Origin of the sequence: Paenibacillus sp. FSL R7-0313, assembly GCF_037969885.1 — a bacterium.
Classification (GTDB): domain Bacteria; phylum Bacillota; class Bacilli; order Paenibacillales; family Paenibacillaceae; genus Paenibacillus.
In genome coordinates this window covers 2,571,386-2,594,032 of sequence record NZ_CP150219.1, presented here as the reverse complement: position 1 = coordinate 2,594,032, position 22,647 = coordinate 2,571,386, and the positions used below count along the sequence as shown (strand labels likewise).

Annotated in this window: 26 protein-coding genes; 3 read left to right on the top strand and 23 right to left on the bottom strand. The window is 48.9% G+C overall.

Features of this window, described 5'->3' with window-relative positions; translation table 11 throughout:
• Positions 1 to 33: 33 nt before the first annotated feature.
• Both NSQ38_RS11365 and NSQ38_RS11360 read right to left on the bottom strand, forming a co-directional pair.
• The gene (locus NSQ38_RS11365; protein WP_339789265.1) at positions 34 to 1,563 is read right to left on the bottom strand and encodes a DHA2 family efflux MFS transporter permease subunit; all 1,530 of its coding nucleotides are present in this window, start codon (positions 1,561 to 1,563) and stop codon (positions 34 to 36) included.
• 218 nt (positions 1,564 to 1,781) lie between these two features.
• Positions 1,782 to 2,141 carry a hypothetical protein gene (locus NSQ38_RS11360; RefSeq protein WP_339789262.1) on the bottom strand — a complete coding sequence of 120 codons (360 nt, stop codon included), beginning with the start codon at positions 2,139 to 2,141 and terminating at the stop codon, positions 1,782 to 1,784.
• Between the two features lie 186 nt (positions 2,142 to 2,327).
• Here NSQ38_RS11360 and NSQ38_RS11355 point away from each other — a divergent pair, with 186 nt between their 5' ends.
• Together NSQ38_RS11355 and NSQ38_RS11350 are read left to right on the top strand one after the other, a co-directional pair.
• Positions 2,328 to 3,566, top strand: a complete 1,239-nt coding sequence (locus tag NSQ38_RS11355) for a glycosyltransferase family 4 protein (RefSeq protein WP_339789260.1) — start codon at positions 2,328 to 2,330, stop codon at positions 3,564 to 3,566.
• Positions 3,563 to 3,733, top strand: coding sequence for a hypothetical protein (locus NSQ38_RS11350; RefSeq protein WP_339789257.1), 171 nt, complete (start codon positions 3,563 to 3,565; stop codon positions 3,731 to 3,733). Before NSQ38_RS11355 ends, NSQ38_RS11350 begins: the two co-directional genes overlap by 4 nt.
• 334 nt (positions 3,734 to 4,067) lie before the next feature.
• Here NSQ38_RS11350 and NSQ38_RS11345 read toward each other — a convergent pair whose 3' ends face one another.
• The 21 genes from NSQ38_RS11345 to modA all read right to left on the bottom strand — a co-directional run bounded on the left by NSQ38_RS11345 (position 4,068) and on the right by modA (position 21,297).
• On the bottom strand, positions 4,068 to 4,598 hold the full coding sequence (locus NSQ38_RS11345; protein ID WP_339789255.1) for a GNAT family protein: 531 nt from the start codon (positions 4,596 to 4,598) through the stop codon (positions 4,068 to 4,070).
• 249 nt (positions 4,599 to 4,847) lie between these two features.
• Positions 4,848 to 5,564, bottom strand: coding sequence for a glycosyltransferase (locus tag NSQ38_RS11340; protein ID WP_338588417.1), 717 nt, complete (start codon positions 5,562 to 5,564; stop codon positions 4,848 to 4,850).
• A gap of 96 nt (positions 5,565 to 5,660) precedes the next feature.
• A complete protein-coding gene (locus NSQ38_RS11335; protein WP_338588418.1) occupies positions 5,661 to 6,377 on the bottom strand; it encodes a glycosyltransferase in 717 nt (238 codons plus the stop codon).
• Positions 6,374 to 7,315 (bottom strand): NAD-dependent epimerase/dehydratase family protein, encoded by a 942-nt coding sequence (locus NSQ38_RS11330; protein ID WP_339789253.1) that lies wholly within the window; start codon positions 7,313 to 7,315, stop codon positions 6,374 to 6,376. The genes NSQ38_RS11335 and NSQ38_RS11330 overlap by 4 nt, the downstream gene beginning before the upstream one ends.
• The gene (locus NSQ38_RS11325; RefSeq protein WP_036605842.1) at positions 7,297 to 8,124 is read right to left on the bottom strand and encodes an SDR family oxidoreductase; all 828 of its coding nucleotides are present in this window, start codon (positions 8,122 to 8,124) and stop codon (positions 7,297 to 7,299) included. The genes NSQ38_RS11330 and NSQ38_RS11325 overlap by 19 nt, the downstream gene beginning before the upstream one ends.
• Positions 8,121 to 9,107: a polysaccharide biosynthesis protein gene (locus NSQ38_RS11320; RefSeq protein ID WP_017692517.1), complete on the bottom strand. Its 987-nt coding sequence runs from the start codon at positions 9,105 to 9,107 to the stop codon at positions 8,121 to 8,123. The genes NSQ38_RS11325 and NSQ38_RS11320 overlap by 4 nt, the downstream gene beginning before the upstream one ends.
• Positions 9,100 to 10,191: a UDP-N-acetylglucosamine 2-epimerase (non-hydrolyzing) gene (gene wecB / locus NSQ38_RS11315; RefSeq protein WP_339789250.1), complete on the bottom strand. Its 1,092-nt coding sequence runs from the start codon at positions 10,189 to 10,191 to the stop codon at positions 9,100 to 9,102. Before wecB ends, NSQ38_RS11320 begins: the two co-directional genes overlap by 8 nt.
• A gap of 14 nt (positions 10,192 to 10,205) precedes the next feature.
• Positions 10,206 to 11,831: a glycosyltransferase family 4 protein gene (locus NSQ38_RS11310; protein WP_339789248.1), complete on the bottom strand. Its 1,626-nt coding sequence runs from the start codon at positions 11,829 to 11,831 to the stop codon at positions 10,206 to 10,208.
• A gap of 66 nt (positions 11,832 to 11,897) precedes the next feature.
• On the bottom strand, positions 11,898 to 13,037 hold the full coding sequence (locus tag NSQ38_RS11305) for a glycosyltransferase (protein WP_339789246.1): 1,140 nt from the start codon (positions 13,035 to 13,037) through the stop codon (positions 11,898 to 11,900).
• A gap of 60 nt (positions 13,038 to 13,097) precedes the next feature.
• The gene (locus tag NSQ38_RS11300; protein ID WP_339789243.1) at positions 13,098 to 14,192 is read right to left on the bottom strand and encodes a glycosyltransferase; all 1,095 of its coding nucleotides are present in this window, start codon (positions 14,190 to 14,192) and stop codon (positions 13,098 to 13,100) included.
• A 250-nt stretch (positions 14,193 to 14,442) separates the two neighbouring features.
• Positions 14,443 to 14,784, bottom strand: a complete 342-nt coding sequence (locus NSQ38_RS11295; RefSeq protein WP_338588423.1) for a hypothetical protein — start codon at positions 14,782 to 14,784, stop codon at positions 14,443 to 14,445.
• A gap of 1 nt (position 14,785) precedes the next feature.
• Entirely contained in the window at positions 14,786 to 15,085 is a 300-nt protein-coding gene (locus NSQ38_RS11290; protein WP_339789241.1) for a hypothetical protein, read from the bottom strand.
• On the bottom strand, positions 15,082 to 15,423 hold the full coding sequence (locus NSQ38_RS11285) for a hypothetical protein (RefSeq protein ID WP_017692510.1): 342 nt from the start codon (positions 15,421 to 15,423) through the stop codon (positions 15,082 to 15,084). Before NSQ38_RS11285 ends, NSQ38_RS11290 begins: the two co-directional genes overlap by 4 nt.
• A 23-nt stretch (positions 15,424 to 15,446) precedes the next feature.
• Entirely contained in the window at positions 15,447 to 15,734 is a 288-nt protein-coding gene (locus tag NSQ38_RS11280; protein WP_017692509.1) for a hypothetical protein, read from the bottom strand.
• 121 nt (positions 15,735 to 15,855) lie between these two features.
• Entirely contained in the window at positions 15,856 to 16,608 is a 753-nt protein-coding gene (locus tag NSQ38_RS11275; RefSeq protein ID WP_017692508.1) for an amino acid ABC transporter ATP-binding protein, read from the bottom strand.
• On the bottom strand, positions 16,605 to 17,315 hold the full coding sequence (locus NSQ38_RS11270) for an amino acid ABC transporter permease (RefSeq protein ID WP_074096309.1): 711 nt from the start codon (positions 17,313 to 17,315) through the stop codon (positions 16,605 to 16,607). The genes NSQ38_RS11275 and NSQ38_RS11270 overlap by 4 nt, the downstream gene beginning before the upstream one ends.
• A 4-nt stretch (positions 17,316 to 17,319) precedes the next feature.
• Positions 17,320 to 18,063: an amino acid ABC transporter permease gene (locus NSQ38_RS11265; protein ID WP_036673451.1), complete on the bottom strand. Its 744-nt coding sequence runs from the start codon at positions 18,061 to 18,063 to the stop codon at positions 17,320 to 17,322.
• 23 nt (positions 18,064 to 18,086) lie between these two features.
• Positions 18,087 to 18,926: a transporter substrate-binding domain-containing protein gene (locus NSQ38_RS11260; RefSeq protein WP_083677492.1), complete on the bottom strand. Its 840-nt coding sequence runs from the start codon at positions 18,924 to 18,926 to the stop codon at positions 18,087 to 18,089.
• A 298-nt stretch (positions 18,927 to 19,224) separates the two neighbouring features.
• A complete protein-coding gene (locus NSQ38_RS11255; RefSeq protein WP_338588425.1) occupies positions 19,225 to 19,557 on the bottom strand; it encodes a hypothetical protein in 333 nt (110 codons plus the stop codon).
• Between the two features lie 184 nt (positions 19,558 to 19,741).
• Entirely contained in the window at positions 19,742 to 20,428 is a 687-nt protein-coding gene (modB, locus tag NSQ38_RS11250) for a molybdate ABC transporter permease subunit (RefSeq protein ID WP_338588426.1), read from the bottom strand.
• The gene (gene modA, locus NSQ38_RS11245) at positions 20,425 to 21,297 is read right to left on the bottom strand and encodes a molybdate ABC transporter substrate-binding protein (RefSeq protein WP_339789239.1); all 873 of its coding nucleotides are present in this window, start codon (positions 21,295 to 21,297) and stop codon (positions 20,425 to 20,427) included. Before modA ends, modB begins: the two co-directional genes overlap by 4 nt.
• A 237-nt stretch (positions 21,298 to 21,534) precedes the next feature.
• On the opposite strand from modA, the gene NSQ38_RS11240 reads away from it, so the two are divergent.
• Complete coding sequence (locus NSQ38_RS11240; protein ID WP_339789237.1) at positions 21,535 to 22,578, top strand: helix-turn-helix transcriptional regulator; 1,044 nt, start codon at positions 21,535 to 21,537, stop codon at positions 22,576 to 22,578.
• Positions 22,579 to 22,647: the final 69 nt, after the last annotated feature.

Sequence of the window (22,647 nt, the reverse complement as noted above, 5' to 3'; positions counted from 1 at the left end):
TCTGAACTGCCTTAGTATGGTTTTTAAGAAATCTTAGTGTCCCATCATCATCGCGGGATCAGGCTTGTCGCCATTTTGAAGTTCTTCTTCCGGCATCGGTTTAGGTTTGCGCAGAATCAGACTGAGCAAACATCCGAACAATGCAATACAAGCGGCCAGGAAGAACGTATCATTGAAACCAGCCACCAAACCATGAACGATAGCGGTCGGCTCCGTACTCGTTGTATTGTCTGCGATTCTTGAAGTAAGGAAGCCTGTAAGCCCTGCAACCGCAAAGGACACGACCACTTGCTGTGCAGCGGCCGTGAGCGGTGTCACCCGTCCAACCAACTTGCGCGGTGCAGCATTTAATACATGCGTATTGAGTGGCATCATGGACAGGCCCATACCCAGACCCATCATGACCAGAGCCGTTATTATCAGGCCAAGACCTGTCTCCGCAGTGATGGAGGACAGAATAAACAATGCTCCCGAGATAATACCCAGACCCACAAAGGCCAAAGGTCTAGCACCTATTTTATCAAACAATCGACCACCAAGCGGCATACCCACTCCAGAAGCCAATGCCTGTGGCAGCAGAATCAATCCAGTTTCCAGTGCAGTGTACCCTTTGATCTGTTGCAAGTAGAGCGGGATCAGGATCATCGCACCGAACAGTGCCACTTGTGAGACCCATGCGAGAATAATTCCCCGTGAGAAATCAGATGATTTGAATACCCGGAGTTCAAGCAATGGATTTTGATGACGAAGCTCCACAATAATGAACAAAATGAGCGCTACACCACCCACAATGACACCAGTCAAAGTTGTTGCAGACGTCCAGCTCGTTCCACCCTCACTCACACCGTAAGCCAGCATCGAGAACGCAATTGGCGCCAAAATCATGCCGAGCAGATCCAGTGCAGGTGTGCGTCCACGATCTGTATCAGGCAAAAACTTGATACATAGAATGAAAGCTGCAATACCAATGGGCAAGTTAATCAGGAAAATCCAGTGCCAGCTCAGTGATTCAATAAACCACCCGGACAACACCGGACCCAATGCAGGGGCAAGCAGCATCGGAATTCCCAGCATCCCCATGATGGAACCTCTTCGCTCAGGAGGAGCCAGACGAAAGACCATTGCCATACCAATAGGGGCAACCATGCCTCCACCAAGGCCCTGAATGACACGGTAAATGATTAATTGCTCAGGTGATTGGGCAATCGAGCATAACACAGAACCCAAGGTGAACATGGCAATCGTGAACAGAAATACTCTTTTGGCACCAAAGCGGTCCGTTAACCAGCCTGCCAGTGGAATAACTGCAGACAAAGCCAGAGTGTAACCCGTAACCGTCCATTGGATCGTTTTAAGATCCGTCTCAAAATATTGAACCAGATTTGGAATGGCCACGTTCACCACCGTGCTGTCCAGAATAACCATAATCATTCCGACGATAATTGCCAGGAGTGGCAGTATAATGGCTTTAAGCGAAAACTCTGCCGGCTCCTGGGGTACTGCTGTTTGTTCTTTCACGTTCTCCACACTCTTTTCCAGCCAGGAGATCGCAGGCTTATCCATGCGTCTCACTCAGCCTATATTGACGACTAATTTCAAACTATCGTTTTAAATCGTCGTTTTAAACTTTCGTTTAATACTGATCTAATTCTAATGAAAATACCTTTGCTGTCAAGCTATTTTTTTAGGCATTTCTACTATGGATACACCACAAAAAAATGGAACAGGCACCTTCCCTGCTCCATACGTTGGTTAATCATGACTATTCAATGATGTCCATATCAATCTGCAAGCTTCATCATCTGATATTCTGACAGTATGCCCAATGTCTGACCGTGAATACTTCTGCAATATATTCGAATAACCAGATGATTCGGTGAAGAACTGTTGCTGATGACCCTCAGTTCATAAGGCTCGGGTGACACATCCAGATTATGAATGACCTGATTACCGCCCGTTCCCCCCGAATATGCCGTTAGGTGAAAAAGGTGTCGGTACAGTTCTCCGTGCATACTGGCTCCACCAACAAATACATCCGTCCCTTCCTCGCCGCCCACATAGGCCAACTCCACATCCATGTACTTGACGGGAACAACTGTCTGTAACAGATTCTCATGAATCTCAAGTAAATATACCGCCACTGTAGATCCCTCCTTCGGAGCACATGAACCTTCCTGTACATAGGATATGCTTCCTCTCGTCCATTGCCATTTGCATTCACCCATTTTCGACCAATTACACGGAAATGCCCGACCTTCCGGTCCTCTTTTTTCATAGAATAAAAGGATAGAAGCTCGGCCGGTGCAGGCCGTGACAAGGAGGTCGCTATGAAAGTTCTGCTCGTTACGTATTGGGAGCTTACACATATGGGAGGCATATGGACATATGTTAAACAATTGGCCGACAGGTTAATCGCACTTGGTGTAGAGGTTGATATCATGGGCACAAATGGTGCCAATAACGAAGTATATGTTCGTAATCTGAACCGTGCTTTCTCCAAGGATAAGGTATGGCCCATGCTGCAAGCCAAACTCAATCCGACTGATTTGCCACAATTCACTGCCGATCCTCTTCTCGCTTATTATGAACTGAATAGATATGCCTTCGAGATGGCGGCCGCTTATCTGGGGGTGGACCACTATGATGTTATTCATGCGCAAGATCCGGTAGCTGCCGTAGCCATAAAACGCATCTTGAACCGCAATATCCCACTGGTTACAAGCTATCATGGCGCTCTTGCACGCGAAGCCTTTTACGATGCTCAAAATTCCAACCCACAGCTTACTCTCCCTTCATATTTGCAATCCAAGCGTGGACGTTATTTTCTCTCATTGGAAGAGCGAAGTGCAGCACAGTCCGAGCTCATTCTCGTGTCAAGCCACTGGATCAAGAGTACGCTTACAGAACTTGCCGTTCCTGAATCAAAGTTCAGACAGATTCCCTATGCTGTAGATCTCCCAGCCTACCGTGCCGCAGCAGCTGTGAAGTTCCGCCAGCGACCACCTGCGGGCAAGAAAGTCATTGCCTTTACCGGACGACTTGAATACATCAAGGGCGTTCATGTGTTAATCAAGGCCTTAGCCAGTCTGAAAAGTAAACGTTCCGATTGGGTCTGCTGGATCGCAGGAGAAGGCAATCTAACCGATGAATTGCGGTCACAGGCCGCTTCAACGGGTATTGGAGCCGATGTTGTGTTCTGGGGCAAGCTGGACAATATTCCTTCCTTCCTGCGCCATGCAGACATCTATGTCCAGCCCAGCCTGCAGGACACCCAGCCGTTCTCCGTTACCGAAGCGCAACTGGCGGGTGTACCTGTTATCGTCAGTGGTACAGCCGGCATGCCTGAGATGGTTGAACCTGGACGTACGGGATGGGTTGTTCCTCCGCAGGATGTCGACTCGCTTCGTGAACTGTTGGATGCACTACTTGAGGATAATGTTACCCGGAGAACAGTGGGTGCATCGGCGAAAGCCTGGGCTGAACAACACCGTTCACTGGAAGTGATGGGATTTCGTACATTTCAAGTCTACCAAGAAGCCATTTACAGAGGAGGACAACCGATATGACGTTACTTGTACCGAGTGATCTATACAATCGCTGGTTTTCGACTCCAGTTTCCACACCTCACATCGATGTGGATTACGCTGTAATGAACGAATTGATACAGAAGCTGCCTAAAGGATATGTATTTCCCGATCCTGCATCCATGGCGATCATGAATTCAAAAGATTGAGTCGTCCAATGATATGCCGTCTTTATATAACATGCCGAAATATCAAACAAGGGGTGTCCCATCTGTCATATGAATGACTGAGGACACCCCTTGCTCGCTGTAAAGGGTTCTAACGAATCCACCACACGCTATTTGTTACCTTTTGCACAGGTCTGACATGTAACGAATCACAGAGACGTTATTTCGTCCATCGTGGTCGATTTTCAGGTTCGGAAGCCATTTTCGGAGCAAATAACGTGACTGAGATTCGTTAGGATTTGTTTTTCGTGGTAATTCCCCTAATAAGACGTGGCAGATTCGTTAGCGCTTGGAGCTGGGGAAACTCCAAATTTTTCTAATCTGTCGCTAACTTGGAATACATATTCAGATCACTGAACGTTTCGCCTGCCCTCTCATATGCTCTGAGGGTCCCTTCGTATGTGAAATTGAGCTTCTGTAATAGCTTGATAGAATTCACATTATCGGGGTCAACCTTTGCTTCTATTCGATTCAGCTTCATAGTCGAGAAGGCGTGAGCTAACAAAGAAGAAATCGCTTCCCTAGCATATCCTTTTCCCCAGTGTGATCTGGCAATGTCATACCCGATTTCTGCTTTAAGATTGTCAAAATCCAGTGAATTATAACCACAGGAACCTATGATTTCGTTGGACTCTTGCGCAAGGATAGAGAACCGAATGGCCTTGTTTTCCTGAGCAAGATCATTCAGAAGATTAATCATGGCTATGGCTTGATTTTCATCCGTAAAATGAGTGATATTCATAAATCTAGTTACATCCGGATCAGACCAAATTTTAAACAAGCTGGCCGAATCCGCTACGTCCATTTTTCGCAAATATAACCGTTCTGTGTGTAACTCTGTAATCAATACTCTTACCTCCATTAGTTTATTAATAGTTGGGTTTAAGATATTGATATCTGCGCATAGTCCAGTCCCTTCCGTGTATGAATCATTTCATTATACAGAGACTTCAGCAATCGATCACCCTTTCTGTCCACGAAATCTGTCCATAAAGCAAAAAAGAGCTTCCACTTATAACACTTAAAAAGTGCTTCATAAGGGTGCTCTCCTGTCCATTTAACACCTATTCCATTCAGCCATCGTTGCCAAATCCATCTATTTCCAGTAACCGCCAACCTGAAGCAAGTTAAACAGAATAGGCCGATGCTTCTCTTGAACTTTTTCCATCTCGGCAACCAGTGCCTTGAAATGACGTTTGGTTCCCATCGACTCATGCAATCGGTAACACATCAGAGGTTCATTGTAGTAGAACAGCTCATACATTGGAAACAGCCTCATCCACATTTCATAGTCATGGGTGTAGCGAAAATCAGTGTCGAACAGTCCGAACCGCTCAAATGCTTCCATCTCTAACATGACAGTACAGCCGTTAATCGGACAACCTTCCAGCAGTACTTGCAACATCTCCAGACGACTGCCCACTTCCGGATGCACCGTATCCAACCATTCACTCTTCTCATTCACATAATGGTAGGCACCATGGCAGAATGAAGCCTTGACCTCTCGCATGAACTTCAGTTGTTTCTCCACCCGATCCAGCAGCATCACATCATCTGAGCTGAGCCAGACAAAGTAATCCCCTGTTGCATGTTTGATGCCCTCATTCAATGCTGTCGCGGTTCCACCGTTTTCTTTGTGAATATAGCGGATGGAATCCATGAATGGCTGTAGCCGCTCCACGTGCTCGGTTGACCCATCATCCACTACGATGACCTCGATATGCGGATACGTCTGGTGAATGGCACTGTGAACAGCCTGCTCGATATAAGCACAATTGTAAAAAGGAATGACGATCGATACTTTTGGCTCCATTCGGGCCTTCCCCTCCTCTTACTGTCTTAGGTAAAATGCTGCGCAAAGAGGGCGTTAATCAGCCATCTTTTGGCTTTCTTAACTGCCCTCCCTACGCTACCCGCCAAGCGTCGCTATTCGCTGCAACAGCGGTTCCCGATATCTGGACCATACCATGGATGCCTCTCTGCCGATGACATCCGCATGACGTACCGATCCCATTCCACCATGCCACCGATAGGCAGTAAGTGGTTCATTCAGGTATGGGAACCGATGACCGTTCAGTAAAATACGCATCCAGAGATCCAGATCATGGGTGTAGGGAAGAAGTTCATTGAACAGCCCCACTCCGCTAAAGAGATCCTTGCGGATCATGACCGTGCAGCCATTCACCGGATTGCCGTTAACAAACCGTCGTAGTAAATCCATATCCGACATCGGTTCAGGTCCACCATGCATTCTGGTAACTGCCGAATGCTCGTTGATATAGTGAAAGTTGGTATGTGAGACGAGCACATTCTCACGCTGCATAAACTCCAGCTGATAACGAATTTTATCCGGGTACAGATAATCATCCGAACTGAGCCAGGCTACATAATCACCAGAGGCATGGCGGATGCCATGATTAAGTGCCGAAGCCGTCCCGCCATTGCTTTTGCCAAGCACATTAATATAAGGAAGATAGGGTTGAAGCAACTCTGCATGCCGGGTTGAACCGTCATTCACAACAACGATCTCCACATCGGGATACGTCTGGTTCAGCGCACTCTGAATTGCCTGAGGCACATAAGGACAGTTGTAGAATGGAATGACAATGGATACTCTCGGATTCAACTTGTCGTCCTCCCTTGCTGGACACGAACATCACTCAGGATATCCTGAAGCGATGTGGCAAATGGAATCATCGGATGCCAGCCAAGCTTGCGCAGCAGTGATAATTCCTCCTGTTTTCCCGAACCATCCGGACCAGAAGATGCCCCATCCCAGCGAACAGGGACTTCCGCTTCTGTCATGGACAACAGCAGATCTGCAATTTCACCAAGACTGCGCTCGACTCCAGACACCACAGGGTATACTGTACCGCTGGACCCGTGTACCAGGAGGGTCGCATACGCTCTGACTGCATCCCGAACATCCAGAAAGTCACGCGTGTTGTCCCGTCCGGACAGACGGAATGCCTCGGTTTTGCCCTCCTGCTCACAGGCAACAACATGGCGTGCAAGCAGTGAACAGATGCCTGTGGAAGGACCCGCACCAATCAGATTGCCTGGCTCTGCCAACATGATCTGTTGTCCGAAGAGCGACATCCACGACAAGGACACCATCTCTTCCAGAGCTTTACTGAGGCTGTATGGATGCGGGGGCTGAGGAATCCGGCCAGGTTCCGGCGTATATTTTAACCTCGATCCTACAATAACGGTTCGTGCTGTCGGACAACTGCGAAGCGCATCCAGCAGATACAGCACGGCCATCACATTGGTCTCCAGGACCAGTAGCGGATCAGACCACGAATCAGGCACTGAATTTTTGCCAGCGAGATGCAGCACATAGTCGGGCTGCACCTCGCCGATCAGATGACGCACTTGCTGTTTATCGTTCAGATCACAGACATGGACCTGAGTACCTTTACCAAATGAATACACATCCGGCCTCCGGACTACCGCCGCAACCACTGCACCCGCTTCCCGAAAATAAGATACGGCATGTCGCCCGGTAAAACCGGAGGCGCCTGTAATCAGTACGTTCTTGCCTCTCAGCTCTGCTCCATCCATAATGCCAACTCCTTCAGCATTGTAGAATAATCCGGCAGGTCTGTCTTCACATCCTCGCGGGTGGACACCAGCGTACGGTCTTGCACTACACTGTCATCACGCACAATCGTCACATCCTGCTTATCCCAGGTCTGCTTGAACAATACAAGCAGGTCATGCTTGCTGACAGGTGCCGGGTGAGCTAGGTGGATCAGACCACTAACCGATGAGGCCAGGTAATGGTCTACCCATTTGGCCAACTCAAGTGTGGTCACACCGTTCCAGAATACGCGGGTATACCCGCCGACTTCACCTGTGCTGGACATAAACCATTGCATCAAACCAATGCCGCCCTGCCGAATCTCGGGTCCAATGATGGACGTACGGATCGTCAGATGACCTTCATCCTGGACTTCGCCAAGTGCTTTGGTGATGGCGTAAGCTGAAGTCCCATCCGTAACATCATCTTCCCGGTATGCTCCCCGTTCTCCGCTGAACACACAGTCCGTGCTGATATGAATTAAGCGTGCACCAATCGTATCTGCAACCCGCCGCAGACGATGTGGCAGGAAACCGTTAATATGATATGCAGTAATTTTGTCCTCATCTGCGAAGTTGTTCAACACACCTACAGCATTAATAATCACATCCGGGTGCACAGCTTCTACCAATCGATCAACCATGAAGCTGTCGTTCACATCCAGGAGCAGACCATTGGGGTCCGTTACATCCCGAGATGTGTAGAAGACGCTGTGTACACCTTGACGGCGGAAATAGTCGACCAAAATATGGCCGGCCATTCCGTTTCCACCAAGTATCAGCAGTTTCATGACAAGAATCCTCCGCGTTTCAGAATTTCACGAATCTCCTCTTTGGTCATGAGTTGGTGTTCAGAACTGAAACTGTTAAAGGAGACCGGGGGACAATTGGTATAATGTTCACGCAGACCCGGTATACCCAGGGTAGGAAGAATAACCAGGTACTGCTCATCGTAGACAACGGTGGTCATGCTCTCGAATTCACTCATCAATATTTCATGGATTTTCTCCCCTGGACGAATGCCACGTTCCACAATGCTCACATTCTCCACACCGGAATCCTCAATCAGCACCTCCGCAAGATCAACGATTTTGCAGGTAGGCATCGTCATGACAAAGATCTCTCCGCCGACACTTTCCACCGAAGCTTTGAACAGCAAGGTGATTGCATCCTTCAGCGTAAGAAAGAATCGAGTCATACTCATATCCGTGATGGAGACCTGCCCTTTCTGGCGGATCTGATTCTTGAACAGATGTACCACACTGCCGTTTGTTCCCAGTACATTCCCGCCCCGTACCGTAACAAACTTGGTATCACTGTGTAACAAGTTTGCATATACAATTAATTTCTCGCCGATCGCTTTTGTCATGCCATAGAAGTTGGACGGATTGGCAGCCTTGTCAGTCGAGATATAGATTACTTTTTCCACCTTGTTCTCAATAGCCGCCTCAATTACGTTCTGTGTACCAATCACATTGGTTTTGAGTGCTTCGTACGGTTGGTCTTCACACACCGGAACATGCTTGAGCGCAGCCAGATGAAATACATAGTCCACATGCTGGCAAGCCGCCGTCAGGGCATCCTTGTCACGAATATCTCCAATCCGGAAATGAAGACGCGGGTCTTCAAATTCACGACTCATAGCCACTTGGCTAGACTCGTTCCGGGAATATACAATAATTTCTTTGGGCTGCTGGGGCAGTAGTTGAGCCACAAGTTCATAACCCCATGATCCCGTACCGCCAGTCACGAGTATACGCTTATTTTCAAACATGCATTTTCCCTCCAAGCAGAAATTTAACCACTTTACTGGATACATCTGTGGCTTTGTAACCTTGCGGGCAATCCCAATCGGCAGGCATCTTTGTCATGACTTTCACGCAATCAGCGATGCGCGCGGCATCCAGACCGGAGACGACATTGCTACCGCAATCGACCGTTTCCGGCCGCTCGGTAGTTCGACGCATCGTTACGGTCGGCACGCCCATAATGCAACACTCCTCCTGTACGGTACCGCTATCCGTAAGTGCACAGCGTGCATGACGTTCAAGCATTACAAAGTCGAAGAATCCAAACGGCTCGTGAAACTCCACCAGCGGGTTCATCTCCAGATGCAGATGCTCCGCAATCCGGATCGCGGTACGCGGATGAATACTGCAGATCACACGTAACCCGTGTTCCTCTGCGACCTGGTTCAGCCCTTTCATAATCTCCAGCAAATGAGGGGCATGATCCACATTCTCGGCTCGATGGGCAGTAACCAGGAAGTATTGCCCGGACTTCAGCTTGAGCTTCTTCAGTATTTTGCTGGAACTTACTTGCGCGTCGTAGTGCTGCATGACTTCATAGATGGGATTGCCCGTTAGCACGATGCGCCTGCTTGGTACCCCTTCGCTGACCAAATGTTTCTTGCTCTGTTCCGTGTAAGGCATATTAACGGTAGAGATGGCATCAATAACCTTACGATTTTTCTCTTCAGGCACATCCAGGTCGAAGCAACGATTGCCTGCTTCCATATGAATAACAGGAACACCCATGCGCTCAGCCAATATTGCACATAATGCGCTATTGGTATCGCCAAGCAGCAGCAATTTATCGGGCTTCTCCTGCAATATCAGATCTTCCATCTGCGTAAACATCGAGGACAGCTGTCGTCCCAGAGTGGCCGCTTCATCCTGAAGAACGTAATCCGGTGCGCGCAGGCCCATTTCCTTGAAAAAGAGACCGCTGAGACTTTCCGTGAAGTTCTGTCCCGTGTGCACCAGAATATGTTTGGACGCGTACTGGTCCAGCTTGGAGATGATCAGGCTGAGCCGTATGATCTCAGGTCTCGTACCCAGCACCGTCATGATCTTCATCGTAATCCCTGCCTTCATCTTGTATTGGAACCCTTGCGCCCTGCACGGCTACGTCCCGCCTTGGCAGATTTGCGTCTGCGACTAGCCGATTTCCCCATATGTGGACGCGGTCCCTTCGTTGTACGGCTTCTCCCCTTACGTCTGCCAGTTCCGGAAGCACGTTTCAGCCCCTCACGGTCTCGGCGAGAATGAGGTGCAAGTGGTTTGCGACGACGTTTCCGCGTTTTGCCCCTCTGTTGAATCGGCTTTGCAGCTGTGCCAGTACCTGAGGCAACAGGAGCATCGTGACCCAATGCGATTGGAGGTAATGAGGAATGTGGCAACGCCTGTATGACGGTCAGTGGGAATAACAGTGCCCGAACCGTAGTCGGCTCCAGAACCAGTACAGTGCGCAGTCCTCCCTCCCCATGGGTATACACAGGTCCATTCGGAGGTTGGATATAAGCAAACCATCCGGGAAAACGCAATAACCACTGTGTCACCATCGTATGCAGTTTCGTTCGGTAGGTTTCAACGCCGTAGAGCCTTTCCGCTTCTGTCCGATTGCGCCACCCCGTATTGGAGGCCAGCTCTGCATCATTCAGCAAGGTTGTTGCCAAGGTGACAAGTGCTTCGGCATCACCCGGCGGGGCCAAAAATGCATCACTGCCTACGGATTCCATTAATTCCTTCAGTCCACCCTGAGCAAAAGCGATGACCGGTTTGGCAAAATAGAGACCCTCCAGTGCGGTCATGCCAAATCCTTCTTTGACCATGCTTGGGATGACCAGGATATCCATCGCGGTATACGCCAGAGATACGTTCTCTTCAAATGTGGTGAAGGTAAACCGGCGTGAATACCCGGATTTTTTCACCCGTGATACACACTCGTCGTAATACTTTTTATCCGATGCTGCCCCGATGATCCAGAAGCGACAGCGCGAATGCGTTTCACAGATCCTCAAGGCCATATCCACAAAAGGTTTCAACCCTTTGGCATCATATATAAATGAAGAAATATAACCGATACAGGTCTGCGATGATTTGAAACCGAGCTCCTTACGCTTGCGTTCGCGCAGATGAACCCAGCGGTCCGGTGCAGGTAGCGCGGGTTCCCAAGTTGGGGATATGATGGTCACTTTGTCACCCATGCCAGCTTCTTGGAATGGGGCTACCGCTGTCTCGGATATGCCGATAATCCAATCCGCGTAACGGCCAATCATCTGGATCGCCTCGGTTGTATGTTCATTCGCATGAATGATCTCGGTAATCTTCCAGATAATCGGAATCTGAAGGGACTTTGCCGCTACAGCCGGCATCACATTAACGCAGGTGTTCGTTAACACTATATCGGGAGCAGTCTCCCGTATTAGGGAGACTGCTTCCTGATACGCTGGTGTATGGCGAAGATGCTCCGCATCATCTGCAATGCCCTGGTAAGGTGTGTACACACCGTGAAGCATCGGCAGAGTGCATATTTTGACCTGAATGCCGAATCTTCGCGCAAGCCCCGCAAGCTTCCCCTCCTGAGGGGCTACGAGCACACATTCAAAGATCGTACCGATCTCTCTCATAAAATGAAGCAGCAACTTCTCGGCGCCTGTAATGCTGCGAGTATTGCACACATGTGAAAATAACATCATCTTTGGTTTCGTTGCCATGGCCGCACGGACCCTGTACACGGTTATCCGATACAGGGTACTGTGCACACCTCCTCCCGGCCAGAATTAAGGGAATATAATGGTTAACATTTCATTAATTCTTTTGCCATACGTGTGGTCTTTCAGTGTACGTTCTAGTCCACGAAGTGCTATCTCACGGCGTTCTTTTTCATGAGTAAGATAATATTCCACTTTGTCGAGTAACTCCTGCGGCGAGGAATATGTCTCAATCTCCACACCAGGTTTGTAGAAACGCGCAATGTCATCCCGGGCGTCGGTCAGCTGTAGCGTCGTGGACGCGGCAATTTCAAACGTTCTCGGGTTCGGTGAGGCTGGCGGGATTTTGAGGTGATTATTATTGACGGAATCATCTTCGTGGGATCGATGCAGGTTGATGACAATTTTGGTGCCATTGTACACATCATTGGTCTCCGGCGGACTCATCCAGCGACCGAGCTCAATCTTCTCACCATAGGCAGTGTAGTCAGGCAGGCGATCCCACCAGATTCCGTTAAATACCGTATTGTGTGACATCAACTGAGGCATGATCGGATTGAAGAAGTATACCCGGTTCCAGTAGGCAGAACCGATAAAGCTGACATCCCGTTTTAACGGGGAAGGAGTTGTAATCGGAAAGTAATGATTAGTGAATGCGGCAAAAGGGAGGTAGTGAACGGACGCGCAGCCGATTTGTCGATATAGATCGATACAGTTCAGTTCCAACGTGAAGACATGGTCAAAATGTGTCACAATTTCCAGCGTCATATCTGTATAGTACGGATCGTCCGTGAGCCAGATCGCCGTCTGAATGCCCGCTTGGCGAATCGCATCGATATGTTCAATGGGGATATCCATTCCATCCAGCACAAGCACAAGATCAGGACGCGTCTGCAGCGCAATCTCAGAAACCGGTTGACGCGGATCAGAGAGGGTTACTTGAGCTACCATACCCTGTAGCGTAGCCATAATGGCCTCATCCAACGGGGAGTAAGGGAAGCCTTTACCCGAGGATACATACAGCACGTGAAGCTGTCGGAAAGGCAACGGTTCCTGTGCACAATTCACAATATAGTTGGCGCGCCCGCGCAGATATCCTTCTTCCTTACCTGCGTCATATCCGGCATGTTGCCCATTTTTGCGTGCTTGATCAGCCAGGCTCAGTACGGGTGCATGAACCTTTTTGGTTTTACGGTGTTTGAGAGACATACCGCCACTCCTTTATTTTTTGGGATAAGGTTCTCGTTGGTGCTGCACTTCAGATGGGAATTACAAATGTTCCAGTAACTGACCGATGCGACGAGTGAATGTGTGCTGGTTCATCGTGGTGAGAAGTCCCCGCCACGCCATCGCCTGTCGTTCTTCTTCATGCTTCAGATAATAGTGAATCTTGCGCTGAAGTTCTGCTGCGTTGGTGAACGTCTCGATGTCATATCCCGGCTTATAATAACGGGGTAAATCTGCACGTGCATCCGTAATCTGCATTGTGCCGCAGGCGCTGATCTCATACGTGCGTGGATTAATCGAGTGACCTTCAAGATGATGTGTGTTGCGATTGTCTTCCCCATTCTCGCAAGTCCGGTGAATGTTAATAACAATCTTGGCACCATTGTAATAATCCACTGTCTCTCCAGGAGCAATCCATCCTTCGTGGATGAAACGGCCTAGTACCTCAAAGCGTGCCAACCGATTCCACTGGCTACCCGCAATGAATACCTTTTTGTCCGCCAGAAAAGGGGCCAGCTCGTCGAACAAAGCAATCCGGTTCCAAAATCCGGTACCGATAAAACAAATGTCGTGTTGATGCTGCGGTGCCGCGCGCCGCGGTTGAAACATGCCTGGATTCACCGCGAGTGGCATATAGATAACCTGGTTCGCTCCATGTGCCAGATAGAAGGGCACCGCGGCCTCTTCATGCGTGAACACGACATCATAGTGCTGGCAAAGGGACGTTGTATCTTCGGTGAAATACGGATCATCCACAAACCACACGGCAGTTCGGATACCGAGTGCACGTATGCCATTCACCTGCTCCACATGATCTGCGGGAAATACATGCAGACCATTCATGACGAGCACAACATCGGGCCGATGCTGACTGGCTTCCTGCAACATCGCTGCTGGCGATCCAACAACGCATTCACGTACAGATTGCTGCAGAGCCAAGGTGACACCTTCATCGATGGCATCGAATCCTTGCGGGATATATAACACTTTCATGTCCCGCAGGGTCGGTTCAAACATCTGCACCCGCTCCATCATGGCTTGACAGCCGCCAAATCTGCGGCCTTCTGCATATCCGCCGCGGTAAGCCGTTTCCGCTTCGGTCAGCGGACGGTGCCTTCGTTTTGCCACATTCTTCACCCTGTCTTCCTTCAGGAGATCTCACTTCCAGACTCTCCACGAGATTGGTCTTCCCTCTAAAGGATATGCCTCGGGGTCAGATGCATCATGGACGGGTGTCCTGCAAGGCGCAAAATTGGCGCTTGCCCTCCACATCCGCCTGTACGGGCATGTCCGCTTTTGCGGCGATGCAAATAACCCGGAGGGATCTGTCCCCCGGGCTAACTGTATACAGGTATCATTCCATGCAGGAATAATCCTATCTACTCGGTTACTGTGCTTTGTACGCCAGCTGATGTCCGTCCTCGAATCCCTTGGCGAAACCCGCGTTGAATCCCTCGTTGTACGCCTCGTTGTATCCCTGGCTGTACGCACCGTCCGGGTTCGGATCGGTAGGGGTAGCCGGGGCGACTGGTTGTACGGGCTTTGGACTCCGGTGCCGCCGTACCGCACGTTTCTTTTTTTTGAGCCACGCACTGCGTCCTTTAAGTGGGCGTTTGTGAAGAACACGTTTGGCTCTGAGCGCACGCAGCTTGCGAATTTTGCGCAGACGGGCTCCACGGATTAACAAAGCTCTTTTGGTTCTCAGTCGTATTTTCTTCTTCTTTAACATGTCAACATTCCTCCTGTATGTCCCGAACGATACGAATTGCACACCCGGGGTCTTTGAGCCACGGCAAGCTAGGCTCCCCATGCTGGATTCGGGCCAGCCTGATTCCCGTAACCATACGAGACATTTCTTCCTGATAGCGACTCAGCAAACGAATGTTCTCGGCCAGACTGCGGGCGGATACTTCCGAATGAGCGGTTACACTGGCTACACTGTCCAGAATGCGTGCCAGCGCCTGCTGACTGTGTGCGATGGATTCAATGAGCGCCAGTTTTGCTTCCTGCTCACGCCGCATCAGACTCATTTTCCCATGTCTCCCAGATCCATGCCGCCAAACATGCCACCGTCCATACCGCCGCCATCTTCGCTATCGTTCTGCACCATCACCGCTTTGAGATTGTTGCACAGTCCGGTCTCCATCCGGGTTAATCCTTCCAGCAATTCCACCAGCTGATCATGCATTTTGAGCGGCTCGCCTACCTGATCCCCATGCGTCAGAAAGGTATCACCATTCAAATGATTCAACGTCCAGTTCCGTACCTTCTCGGCCTCAATCGCTTTTGCCTCCAGGATCAGGGCAATATTCCACTGCATTTTGGCTGCTGCGTCCAGCATCAGAATGAGGCTCTGTTCTCTACTCATTTTCCTTCACCCGCCTTCCGGGCTTATTCTTCCTCTTGAACCGCGATCTCCCGCATGACTTGGGTCAGCGTCTCGGCTACAGCCTCTTCCAGATCTGCAAGGCCCCCCAAGTAAGAGATAATGCTTTTGTTGATTTGCCCAGAGCTATCCAGCAGACCGTCAACGCCATCCAACTCCGGTTCGATATCTGGCAAATGATTGATGATTTCAGACATGCGTACAGCGACTTGGCGTTTGGCATCCAGCACACGTGCGATCTGCTGGTGAGAGTGTGCAATATGTGTGATGATTTCATCGATTTTGCTCTGCATGGTCCTCCTCCTTACCGTCACGGCCTGCTTCACCCATAGAAAAACCCGGCCTATCAGCATTTGCCTGTTACAGCATATGCCGGGCCGGGATCGTCAGTTACTACAGCTTGCGCCTATATCGTCAGATGACATAACTCCAGTCGGAAGAATATCGACTGAGGAATTGGCGAGTACGTTCCTGCTTGGGACGCACAAACACCTCTTCCGGGGTTCCTTCCTCCACAACGGAACCTCCATCCATGAAAACAACCCGATTTGCCACCTCACGGGCAAACCCCATTTCATGGGTGACTACAATCATGGTAATCCCCTCTTGAGCAATGGAGCGGATGACAGACAATACCTCACCTACAAGCTCAGGGTCCAGCGCCGAGGTCGGTTCATCAAACAAAATCACTTCGGGATTCAGTGCCAGTGCTCTGGCGATGCCCACCCGTTGCTGTTGTCCACCTGACAACATACTTGGATACTCATTGATTTTGGCAGACAGTCCGACTTGTTCAAGCACACGCAAGGCACGCGTGCGGGCATCGGCTTTGGACATTTTCTGGGCAATAATTAATCCCTCGGTGACGTTATCCAGCACGGTCTTGTGTTTGAACAGATTATAATGCTGGAACACCATCGCTGTTTTGCGTCTCAACTGCACAATGTCATGTTTGCGTGCATGCTTGCAATCGACGGTCAATCCACTGATCTGAACCTCGCCCTCATCGGCACGTTCCAGAAAATTGACGCAGCGCAGCAGCGTTGTTTTACCTGATCCGCTCGGTCCAAGGATCGCTACGACATCGCCCTGTTCCACGGTTAGATCAATGCCCTTCAATACTTCCTGCTTGCCGAATGTCTTGTGTATGTTGGTTAGTGTAATCATGACACGCCTCCTTTGCTGTACACGGCAACCCGACGCTCAAGCAGAGCAGTGATCCGCTCGGCAATGATGGTCAGCCCCCAATAGATGAACGCTGCGGCGATAAAGGCCTCCAGAAACTTCAGACTTACGGATGCCACCACATCCGCTTTACCGAGTATGTCCATCTGAGACACGGTAAAAGCGAGTGTTGATCCATGCAGGAATCCAACAAACATACTGCACAGGTTAGGCAATACAGCCCCGATCGCTTGAGGTATAATGATGCGCCTTAAAGCCTGGAATGTGCTCATGCCTACAGCGTGAGCCGCCTCCATCTGGCCGATATCCACAGCAAGAATGCCTGAACGGATAATCTCGGACATATAGGCGCCGGCAGTGAGCGAGAAAGCAATCAGTACAAATACGAGAATTGGAATCGACGAGGATTGGAAAGCCCAACCGTAACGTTCCGACAGCTTATCGATAATCATCGGAATGCCGTAATAGATGAGGAATAGATGCATCAGCATCGGTGTTCCACGCAGGAACGAAACGTAGAAGTCAGCAATGCGGTGAATCCACCGCACGCGATAAATACGGATCAGAGCCGTAGCCAGACCGATTCCGAAGCCTGCAATCAACGGAACAATCGTAATGACAAGTGTCAGTGGCAATGCCTTCAGGATTTGAAAAAAAGAGGTATAGATAAACTGGAGATCAATCGACATATGCTCACCCCGCTATTCGTTTCAGGCGTTTGGCTCGAATTGCCGGTTTGTGCACGACCCTCTTGCGTTCATGACGCTGGAGTCTGCGTTCTGCAAAGGCAAATCCTTTTTCAAGCACAATAACAATGACATAATAGACCACAGACAGACTGATATACACTTCAAGTGCATGCGATGTAGCCGAAATTAACGTCTGCCCTCTGCCCACCATATCCATGACACCAATGGAGAAGGCCAAAGACGTATCCTTTAATGAACCGATTAACGTGTTAGCCATGTTCGGAAAAGCAACAATCAGTGCCTGCGGAACAACAATCCGCCGAAAAGACTGGAATGTGGTCATACCCGCAGCATAGGCTGCTTCCGTCTGACCTTTATCCACACTGCGCACCGCTCCGCGAAAGATCTCGGCAAAGGATGCCGCGTCACTAAGCGCATAGGTCACAATGACAAATAACAACGGGTCGGTTCTCGACAGGTCGATGCCAATGGGTTTGAGCAACTCGGGAAGTCCGTAATACACCAGGAACAATTTGATCAGGATCGGTGTGCCCCGCATGAATGAGACGTACAGGGTAGCCAACTGGCTTAGTACCGGAATCCGATACAGCCGGGGAACGGCCAGAAGCACGCCGCCCACCAGTCCGAGCACGATGGAACCACCCAGCACAATCAGTGTTATATGCAAATATCGTAGCAGTTCCGGGATGAAATCCAGAACCAATGACAGATCAAATGATTTTCCCATTACCGCTGCACACCTTTCTCAGACTACTCTTCAACCGTATAGTCAGCTCCAAGCCACTCTGTGCTCAGTTTGCCTAATGTTCCATCTTCTTTGATCGCTTTGAGCGCTTCGTCCACTTTGGTTTTGAGCTCCTGCTCATCTTTGTTCAGAATGAAGTACACTTTGGAGTTGGAGAGGGCATCTCCTACCGTTTTCAACTGAGCATCAACCGCCTTATTCTGATAATCAATGGCAAACTGAGTGCTGATGGTGGCATCCACCCGGCCTGTTTTGATCTGGGTAATGGTATCCTCACCCGCTCCGGAATAAACGATATCAATCCCGTTGCCGTTCGCTGCATTCCATTTCTCAGCAAGTACAGCCGCATTACTTGTAGCACCAACAATCAGTTTTTTCCCTTTGAGATCCTCAATCGATTTTACTTCCTCATTTTTCTGACTTACGACGATTTTATTTGGAAAAATATTATAGGCTTCATCATTAAACAGGAACTTGGCCTGTCTCTCATCATTCACTTCCATCTGGTGAGCGATCAGGTCAATTTTTTTCGTTTCCAGACTCAGCAGCAGGTTTTTGAAATCCATGGTGCTGAATTCGAATTCATACTCAGGCAAACGTTTGTCGATCTCCCGGATCAGTTCCACATCATAACCTGTTAACTTGCCATTCTCATCAATGAAGCAGACATTCGGGAACTGTGTACCTGTTCCTACAATGATCTTTTTCACTTTGGTGTCGCCTGCTGCCGAAGCAGATTCTGAATCATTGCTTGCAGTTCCTGTGCTGCATCCAGCCAGTACCGCCAGCATTGTAATGAACAGCAGTGCTGTCCGGAATTTTTGAATCCCCCGTTTTTTAACCATTCCCAATCTCCTCCACAGGCTGTTATCACAGCGAATATGATGTGTACTCCCATTCCTCTACCCTATTAACAAACCATTCTTACTTGTATAGTCGGAATTAGGTTGAACAAAGAATATCATTACAAGTCATCTTAGGGCAATAACTAAACTAATAGGACATCCTGATATGGTTATAGGACTTCTCTATAGTACAAGAAAAAACCATCCCCAATATCGATTGGCGGATGGCTTCTTCTTGTATGACTCTCACTAATTATACCATTTTGGCGGTGCATCACTTGGTGTATACACTACTCATCTATCTGCGACTCGCCCATTTAATTTTACGTGCAACTTCCACTCGCTGTAATTGTAAGATACCGATCCGTTCCTCGAACTTCTTGCGTTCGTCCATGGAATGAGCGGCATGAATCTGGTGGCACAGACCTGTCAGTTTGCTGTTGATGTAATCAAACCGTGTCCATAATTCCTCTTCAGGTGTGCGCTGCTGCTCCGTCGCCGTCTGAAATATTTTGAGTTGGCGGATAAGGGATTGTTGCCATTCCTGATCCTGAATTTGGATGGCAAAATGCAAAAGATCCAGATAGTCATCGATTTGCAACGAAACGCCGCAATCAAATTTAGTGTTCATCGTCGTCTCTCCTTATTTCAGTACTTGGCTGGAATCCATTACTTCTATCTTACAGGAACAAGCCCACTGAAAGCGAGTACTGAACGATTAAATTTTGGGAAAATTTTTATTTTTTTATGTTAAAACATCTTTACATTTCCATTAAGACCAATTTGGCAGGATATTGATATTGGTACATATGAAATCAGACATTTTTTCCATCTCGCTGCTGTCTGGTCATCAGTAACATGAGAAACGAGATGATGATAATGGAAATAGTCCATGCCCAAGCCATGGTCTGATTGCCCGAATCCACAGCGACATAGATTGCCGTAGGTACCGTTTGTGTTTTGCCCGGAATATTGCCTGCAATCATCAGTGTCGCACCGAATTCCCCGAGTGCACGGGCAAAGCCCAGGATGAAAGCGGTCATCAATGCTCTGCCTGCGAGCGGCAGGGAAATATAACGAAAAACCTGCCACTCATTTGCCCCAATCGAACGACCCGCATCCTCCAGATCACGATCCACACCACTGAATCCCGATTTCATCGTCTGATACACGAGTGGAAAAGCAACCACCACCGCAGCAATCACCGCAGCCCACCAGGTGAAAATAACCGGAGCGGAGAATATGGCTTCAATCCATTGTCCAAACAGACTTTTACGCCCCAGTATGACAAGTAACAGAAATCCAACCACCGTCGGAGGAAGGACTAACGGCAGCATAAATGCCGTTTCCAGCAGGATCTTTCCCCGAAATGAAGAACGTGACATCTTCCAGGCTATCGCGATTCCGAGCACAGTGGCCACCACGCTGGATAACAGCGCAACCTGAAGTGATAAGCGCACCGGTGACCAGAATACGGACCAGTCTATGGCGTTCACATTCATTCCGGAATTGTGAATCCGTATTTCTCGAAGATATCCAGTACTTCAGGGGTTTGTAAATACGCATAGAATTGTTCGGCCTCAGTACGGTGTTTGGTTCCTTCAATAATGCCTATTGGATAATTGGCTGGTGTGTAGCTGTTTTTGTCCACTTCAAACGCAATTTTCACCTGATCCGAAGTAAGAGCATCCGTTTTATATACAAATCCTGCATCTGCATTACCTGTCTCTACATATTGAAGAACCTGTCTAACGTCTTTCCCCTGCACAAGCTTGCTTTCCAGTTCATCCCACAGCTTGGCATTGGTCAGAGCTTCCTTGGCATAGGTTCCCGCCGGAACACTTTCCGGAATCCCAATGGCTACCGTCTTGATGGAGTCGCTGGTGAGATCCGTTTCACTGGTTACTGTGTGGGTCCCATCTGCTGGTACTATGGCCACCAGTGAATTCTGTAGCAGATTCTTCTGATCGCCCGATGCAACCAGGTTTTCATCTACTAGCGCATTCATATTTTTTGTTGCCGCCGATACAAAGACATCAGCCGGGGCACCCTGTTCAATCTGCTGTTGCAAGGCACCCGAGGCGCCAAAGTTAAAATTAAGTTCTATATAAGGATTAGCTAACTCATAATTGGTTTCAATCTCTTTCATCGCATCGGTCAGACTGGCCGCCGCAGAGATCGTCAGATCTACCGTTTCCTGCGGATCGGTATTTCCTGCTGATGAACTTTCACCTGATGCCGCTGGCGTTGAGGTCGTTTGTTCTGCACCCATGGATGTATCCGTAGTGCCCTTGCTTGCACCACAACCAGCCAATACAAGAGCCAGTCCCAGTGACATACTTCCCAACACATATCCGATTCTCTTTCTCATTCATTTCTCCCCCAACGTTATCTTTAGATATAACTAGTTATAATTGATTATATCTAATTATACACAAGACAAACAAAATGGGAAGGTGATTAAGATCTCATTTGATTTTTGTTACCTGTCCTATGCGTTTCTTGCGTGTCCTCAGGTTTATGGCATCCCTCAATTAATGATATAGTACAAGAAACATTCATAACAAAACCATAATTGCTCTATACCTTTGAAGGAGGATCTTCACTTATGACGGAGGAGCAATCCTACACAACCGAAGAAATATCCAAGCTGCTCAAAATATCGAAACTGACAGTTTATGACCTGATCAAAAAAGGAGAGCTCGTCGCATACCGTGTGGGTAAACAAATGCGAATTGATGCAACCGATCTGGAGGCATATAAACGTCGTTCCAAACAACTTCAGTCCTCAGGTCAGCGTATCCCGGCTCCTCATCAGACCTCGGCATCAGGAACTCAGCCAGGTCAGGGTGATTTTCAGGGAACTTCCTTACAATCGACTACACCCATTGGGTCTGCGCATGCGAATACTCCAGCGAGTTCTGCTCATGCAATGACTGCTGTACCACGGCATCTGGTCATAACAGGTCAGGATGTCAGTCTGGATATTCTTATGCGCCATATGGAAAAACAAACTCGGGACATTCGTCCGCTACGCTCGTTCATGGGTAGTCTGGATGGGCTTATCTCGATGTATCGCGGTGAGTCCGATCTGGTCAGCACTCATCTGCTCGACGGAGATACCGGTGAGTATAATCTGCCGTATATTCGCAAAATTCTGACTGGAAGGTCCTATGTTGTGGTGAACCTGCTATCACGTCCTGCCGGACTGTATGTACAGCGTGGCAATCCGCAGAACTTGCAGAATTGGACCGATCTGAGCAAGCCTGAACTGAGACTAGCTAATCGGGAGATAGGTTCTGGTGCGAGAGTATTGCTGGATGAGCAACTTCGGCTGCATGGAATTCCTACCGCAGGTCTGATTGGATATGAAACCGAGGAAACCAGTCACATGGGTGTGGCTGCCAAAGTCAGTTCTGGCGAAGCCGATGTCGGAGTTGGCATTGAGAAAGCTGCACGACTTGTAGGCCAGGTTGATTTTGTCCCGCTCACACAGGAGCGCTATGATCTGGTCATGCTCAGGAAGCAAGGTAATGAAGCCTGGACAGAATCTGTACTGCGAATTCTCCAATCGCCGGAGTTCAGGCAGGAACTGCAATCATTCGAGGGATATGATGTATCCCGGACAGGTGAAATTTTGTACGAAGCGTAGTTATACAGAATATAACCAACAACACTCATGCTTAATGGATGTTACACATCACATCATGCATATACAAAA

Bases quoted from the DNA above. Each gene is read 5' to 3' on its own strand.
- wecB (WP_339789250.1), bottom strand. From the start codon at position 10,191: ATGAAGATCATGACGGTGCTGGGTACGAGACCTGAGATCATACGGCTC.
- modA (WP_339789239.1), bottom strand. From the start codon at position 21,297: ATGAGAAAGAGAATCGGATATGTGTTGGGAAGTATGTCACTGGGACTG.
- NSQ38_RS11275 (WP_017692508.1), bottom strand. From the start codon at position 16,608: ATGATTACACTAACCAACATACACAAGACATTCGGCAAGCAGGAAGTA.
- NSQ38_RS11350 (WP_339789257.1), top strand. From the start codon at position 3,563: ATGACGTTACTTGTACCGAGTGATCTATACAATCGCTGGTTTTCGACT.
- NSQ38_RS11255 (WP_338588425.1), bottom strand. From the start codon at position 19,557: ATGAACACTAAATTTGATTGCGGCGTTTCGTTGCAAATCGATGACTAT.
- NSQ38_RS11330 (WP_339789253.1), bottom strand. From the start codon at position 7,315: ATGGATGGAGCAGAGCTGAGAGGCAAGAACGTACTGATTACAGGCGCC.
- NSQ38_RS11365 (WP_339789265.1), bottom strand. From the start codon at position 1,563: ATGGATAAGCCTGCGATCTCCTGGCTGGAAAAGAGTGTGGAGAACGTG.
- NSQ38_RS11290 (WP_339789241.1), bottom strand. From the start codon at position 15,085: ATGAGTCTGATGCGGCGTGAGCAGGAAGCAAAACTGGCGCTCATTGAA.
- NSQ38_RS11280 (WP_017692509.1), bottom strand. From the start codon at position 15,734: ATGCAGAGCAAAATCGATGAAATCATCACACATATTGCACACTCTCAC.
- NSQ38_RS11260 (WP_083677492.1), bottom strand. From the start codon at position 18,926: ATGGTTAAAAAACGGGGGATTCAAAAATTCCGGACAGCACTGCTGTTC.
- modB (WP_338588426.1), bottom strand. From the start codon at position 20,428: ATGAATGTGAACGCCATAGACTGGTCCGTATTCTGGTCACCGGTGCGC.
- NSQ38_RS11240 (WP_339789237.1), top strand. From the start codon at position 21,535: ATGACGGAGGAGCAATCCTACACAACCGAAGAAATATCCAAGCTGCTC.
- NSQ38_RS11270 (WP_074096309.1), bottom strand. From the start codon at position 17,315: ATGTCGATTGATCTCCAGTTTATCTATACCTCTTTTTTTCAAATCCTG.
- NSQ38_RS11305 (WP_339789246.1), bottom strand. From the start codon at position 13,037: ATGTCTCTCAAACACCGTAAAACCAAAAAGGTTCATGCACCCGTACTG.
- NSQ38_RS11340 (WP_338588417.1), bottom strand. From the start codon at position 5,564: ATGGAGCCAAAAGTATCGATCGTCATTCCTTTTTACAATTGTGCTTAT.
- NSQ38_RS11325 (WP_036605842.1), bottom strand. From the start codon at position 8,124: ATGAAACTGCTGATACTTGGTGGAAACGGAATGGCCGGCCATATTTTG.
- NSQ38_RS11295 (WP_338588423.1), bottom strand. From the start codon at position 14,784: ATGTTAAAGAAGAAGAAAATACGACTGAGAACCAAAAGAGCTTTGTTA.
- NSQ38_RS11285 (WP_017692510.1), bottom strand. From the start codon at position 15,423: ATGAGTAGAGAACAGAGCCTCATTCTGATGCTGGACGCAGCAGCCAAA.
- NSQ38_RS11310 (WP_339789248.1), bottom strand. From the start codon at position 11,831: ATGGCAACGAAACCAAAGATGATGTTATTTTCACATGTGTGCAATACT.
- NSQ38_RS11265 (WP_036673451.1), bottom strand. From the start codon at position 18,063: ATGGGAAAATCATTTGATCTGTCATTGGTTCTGGATTTCATCCCGGAA.
- NSQ38_RS11320 (WP_017692517.1), bottom strand. From the start codon at position 9,107: ATGTTTGAAAATAAGCGTATACTCGTGACTGGCGGTACGGGATCATGG.
- NSQ38_RS11355 (WP_339789260.1), top strand. From the start codon at position 2,328: ATGAAAGTTCTGCTCGTTACGTATTGGGAGCTTACACATATGGGAGGC.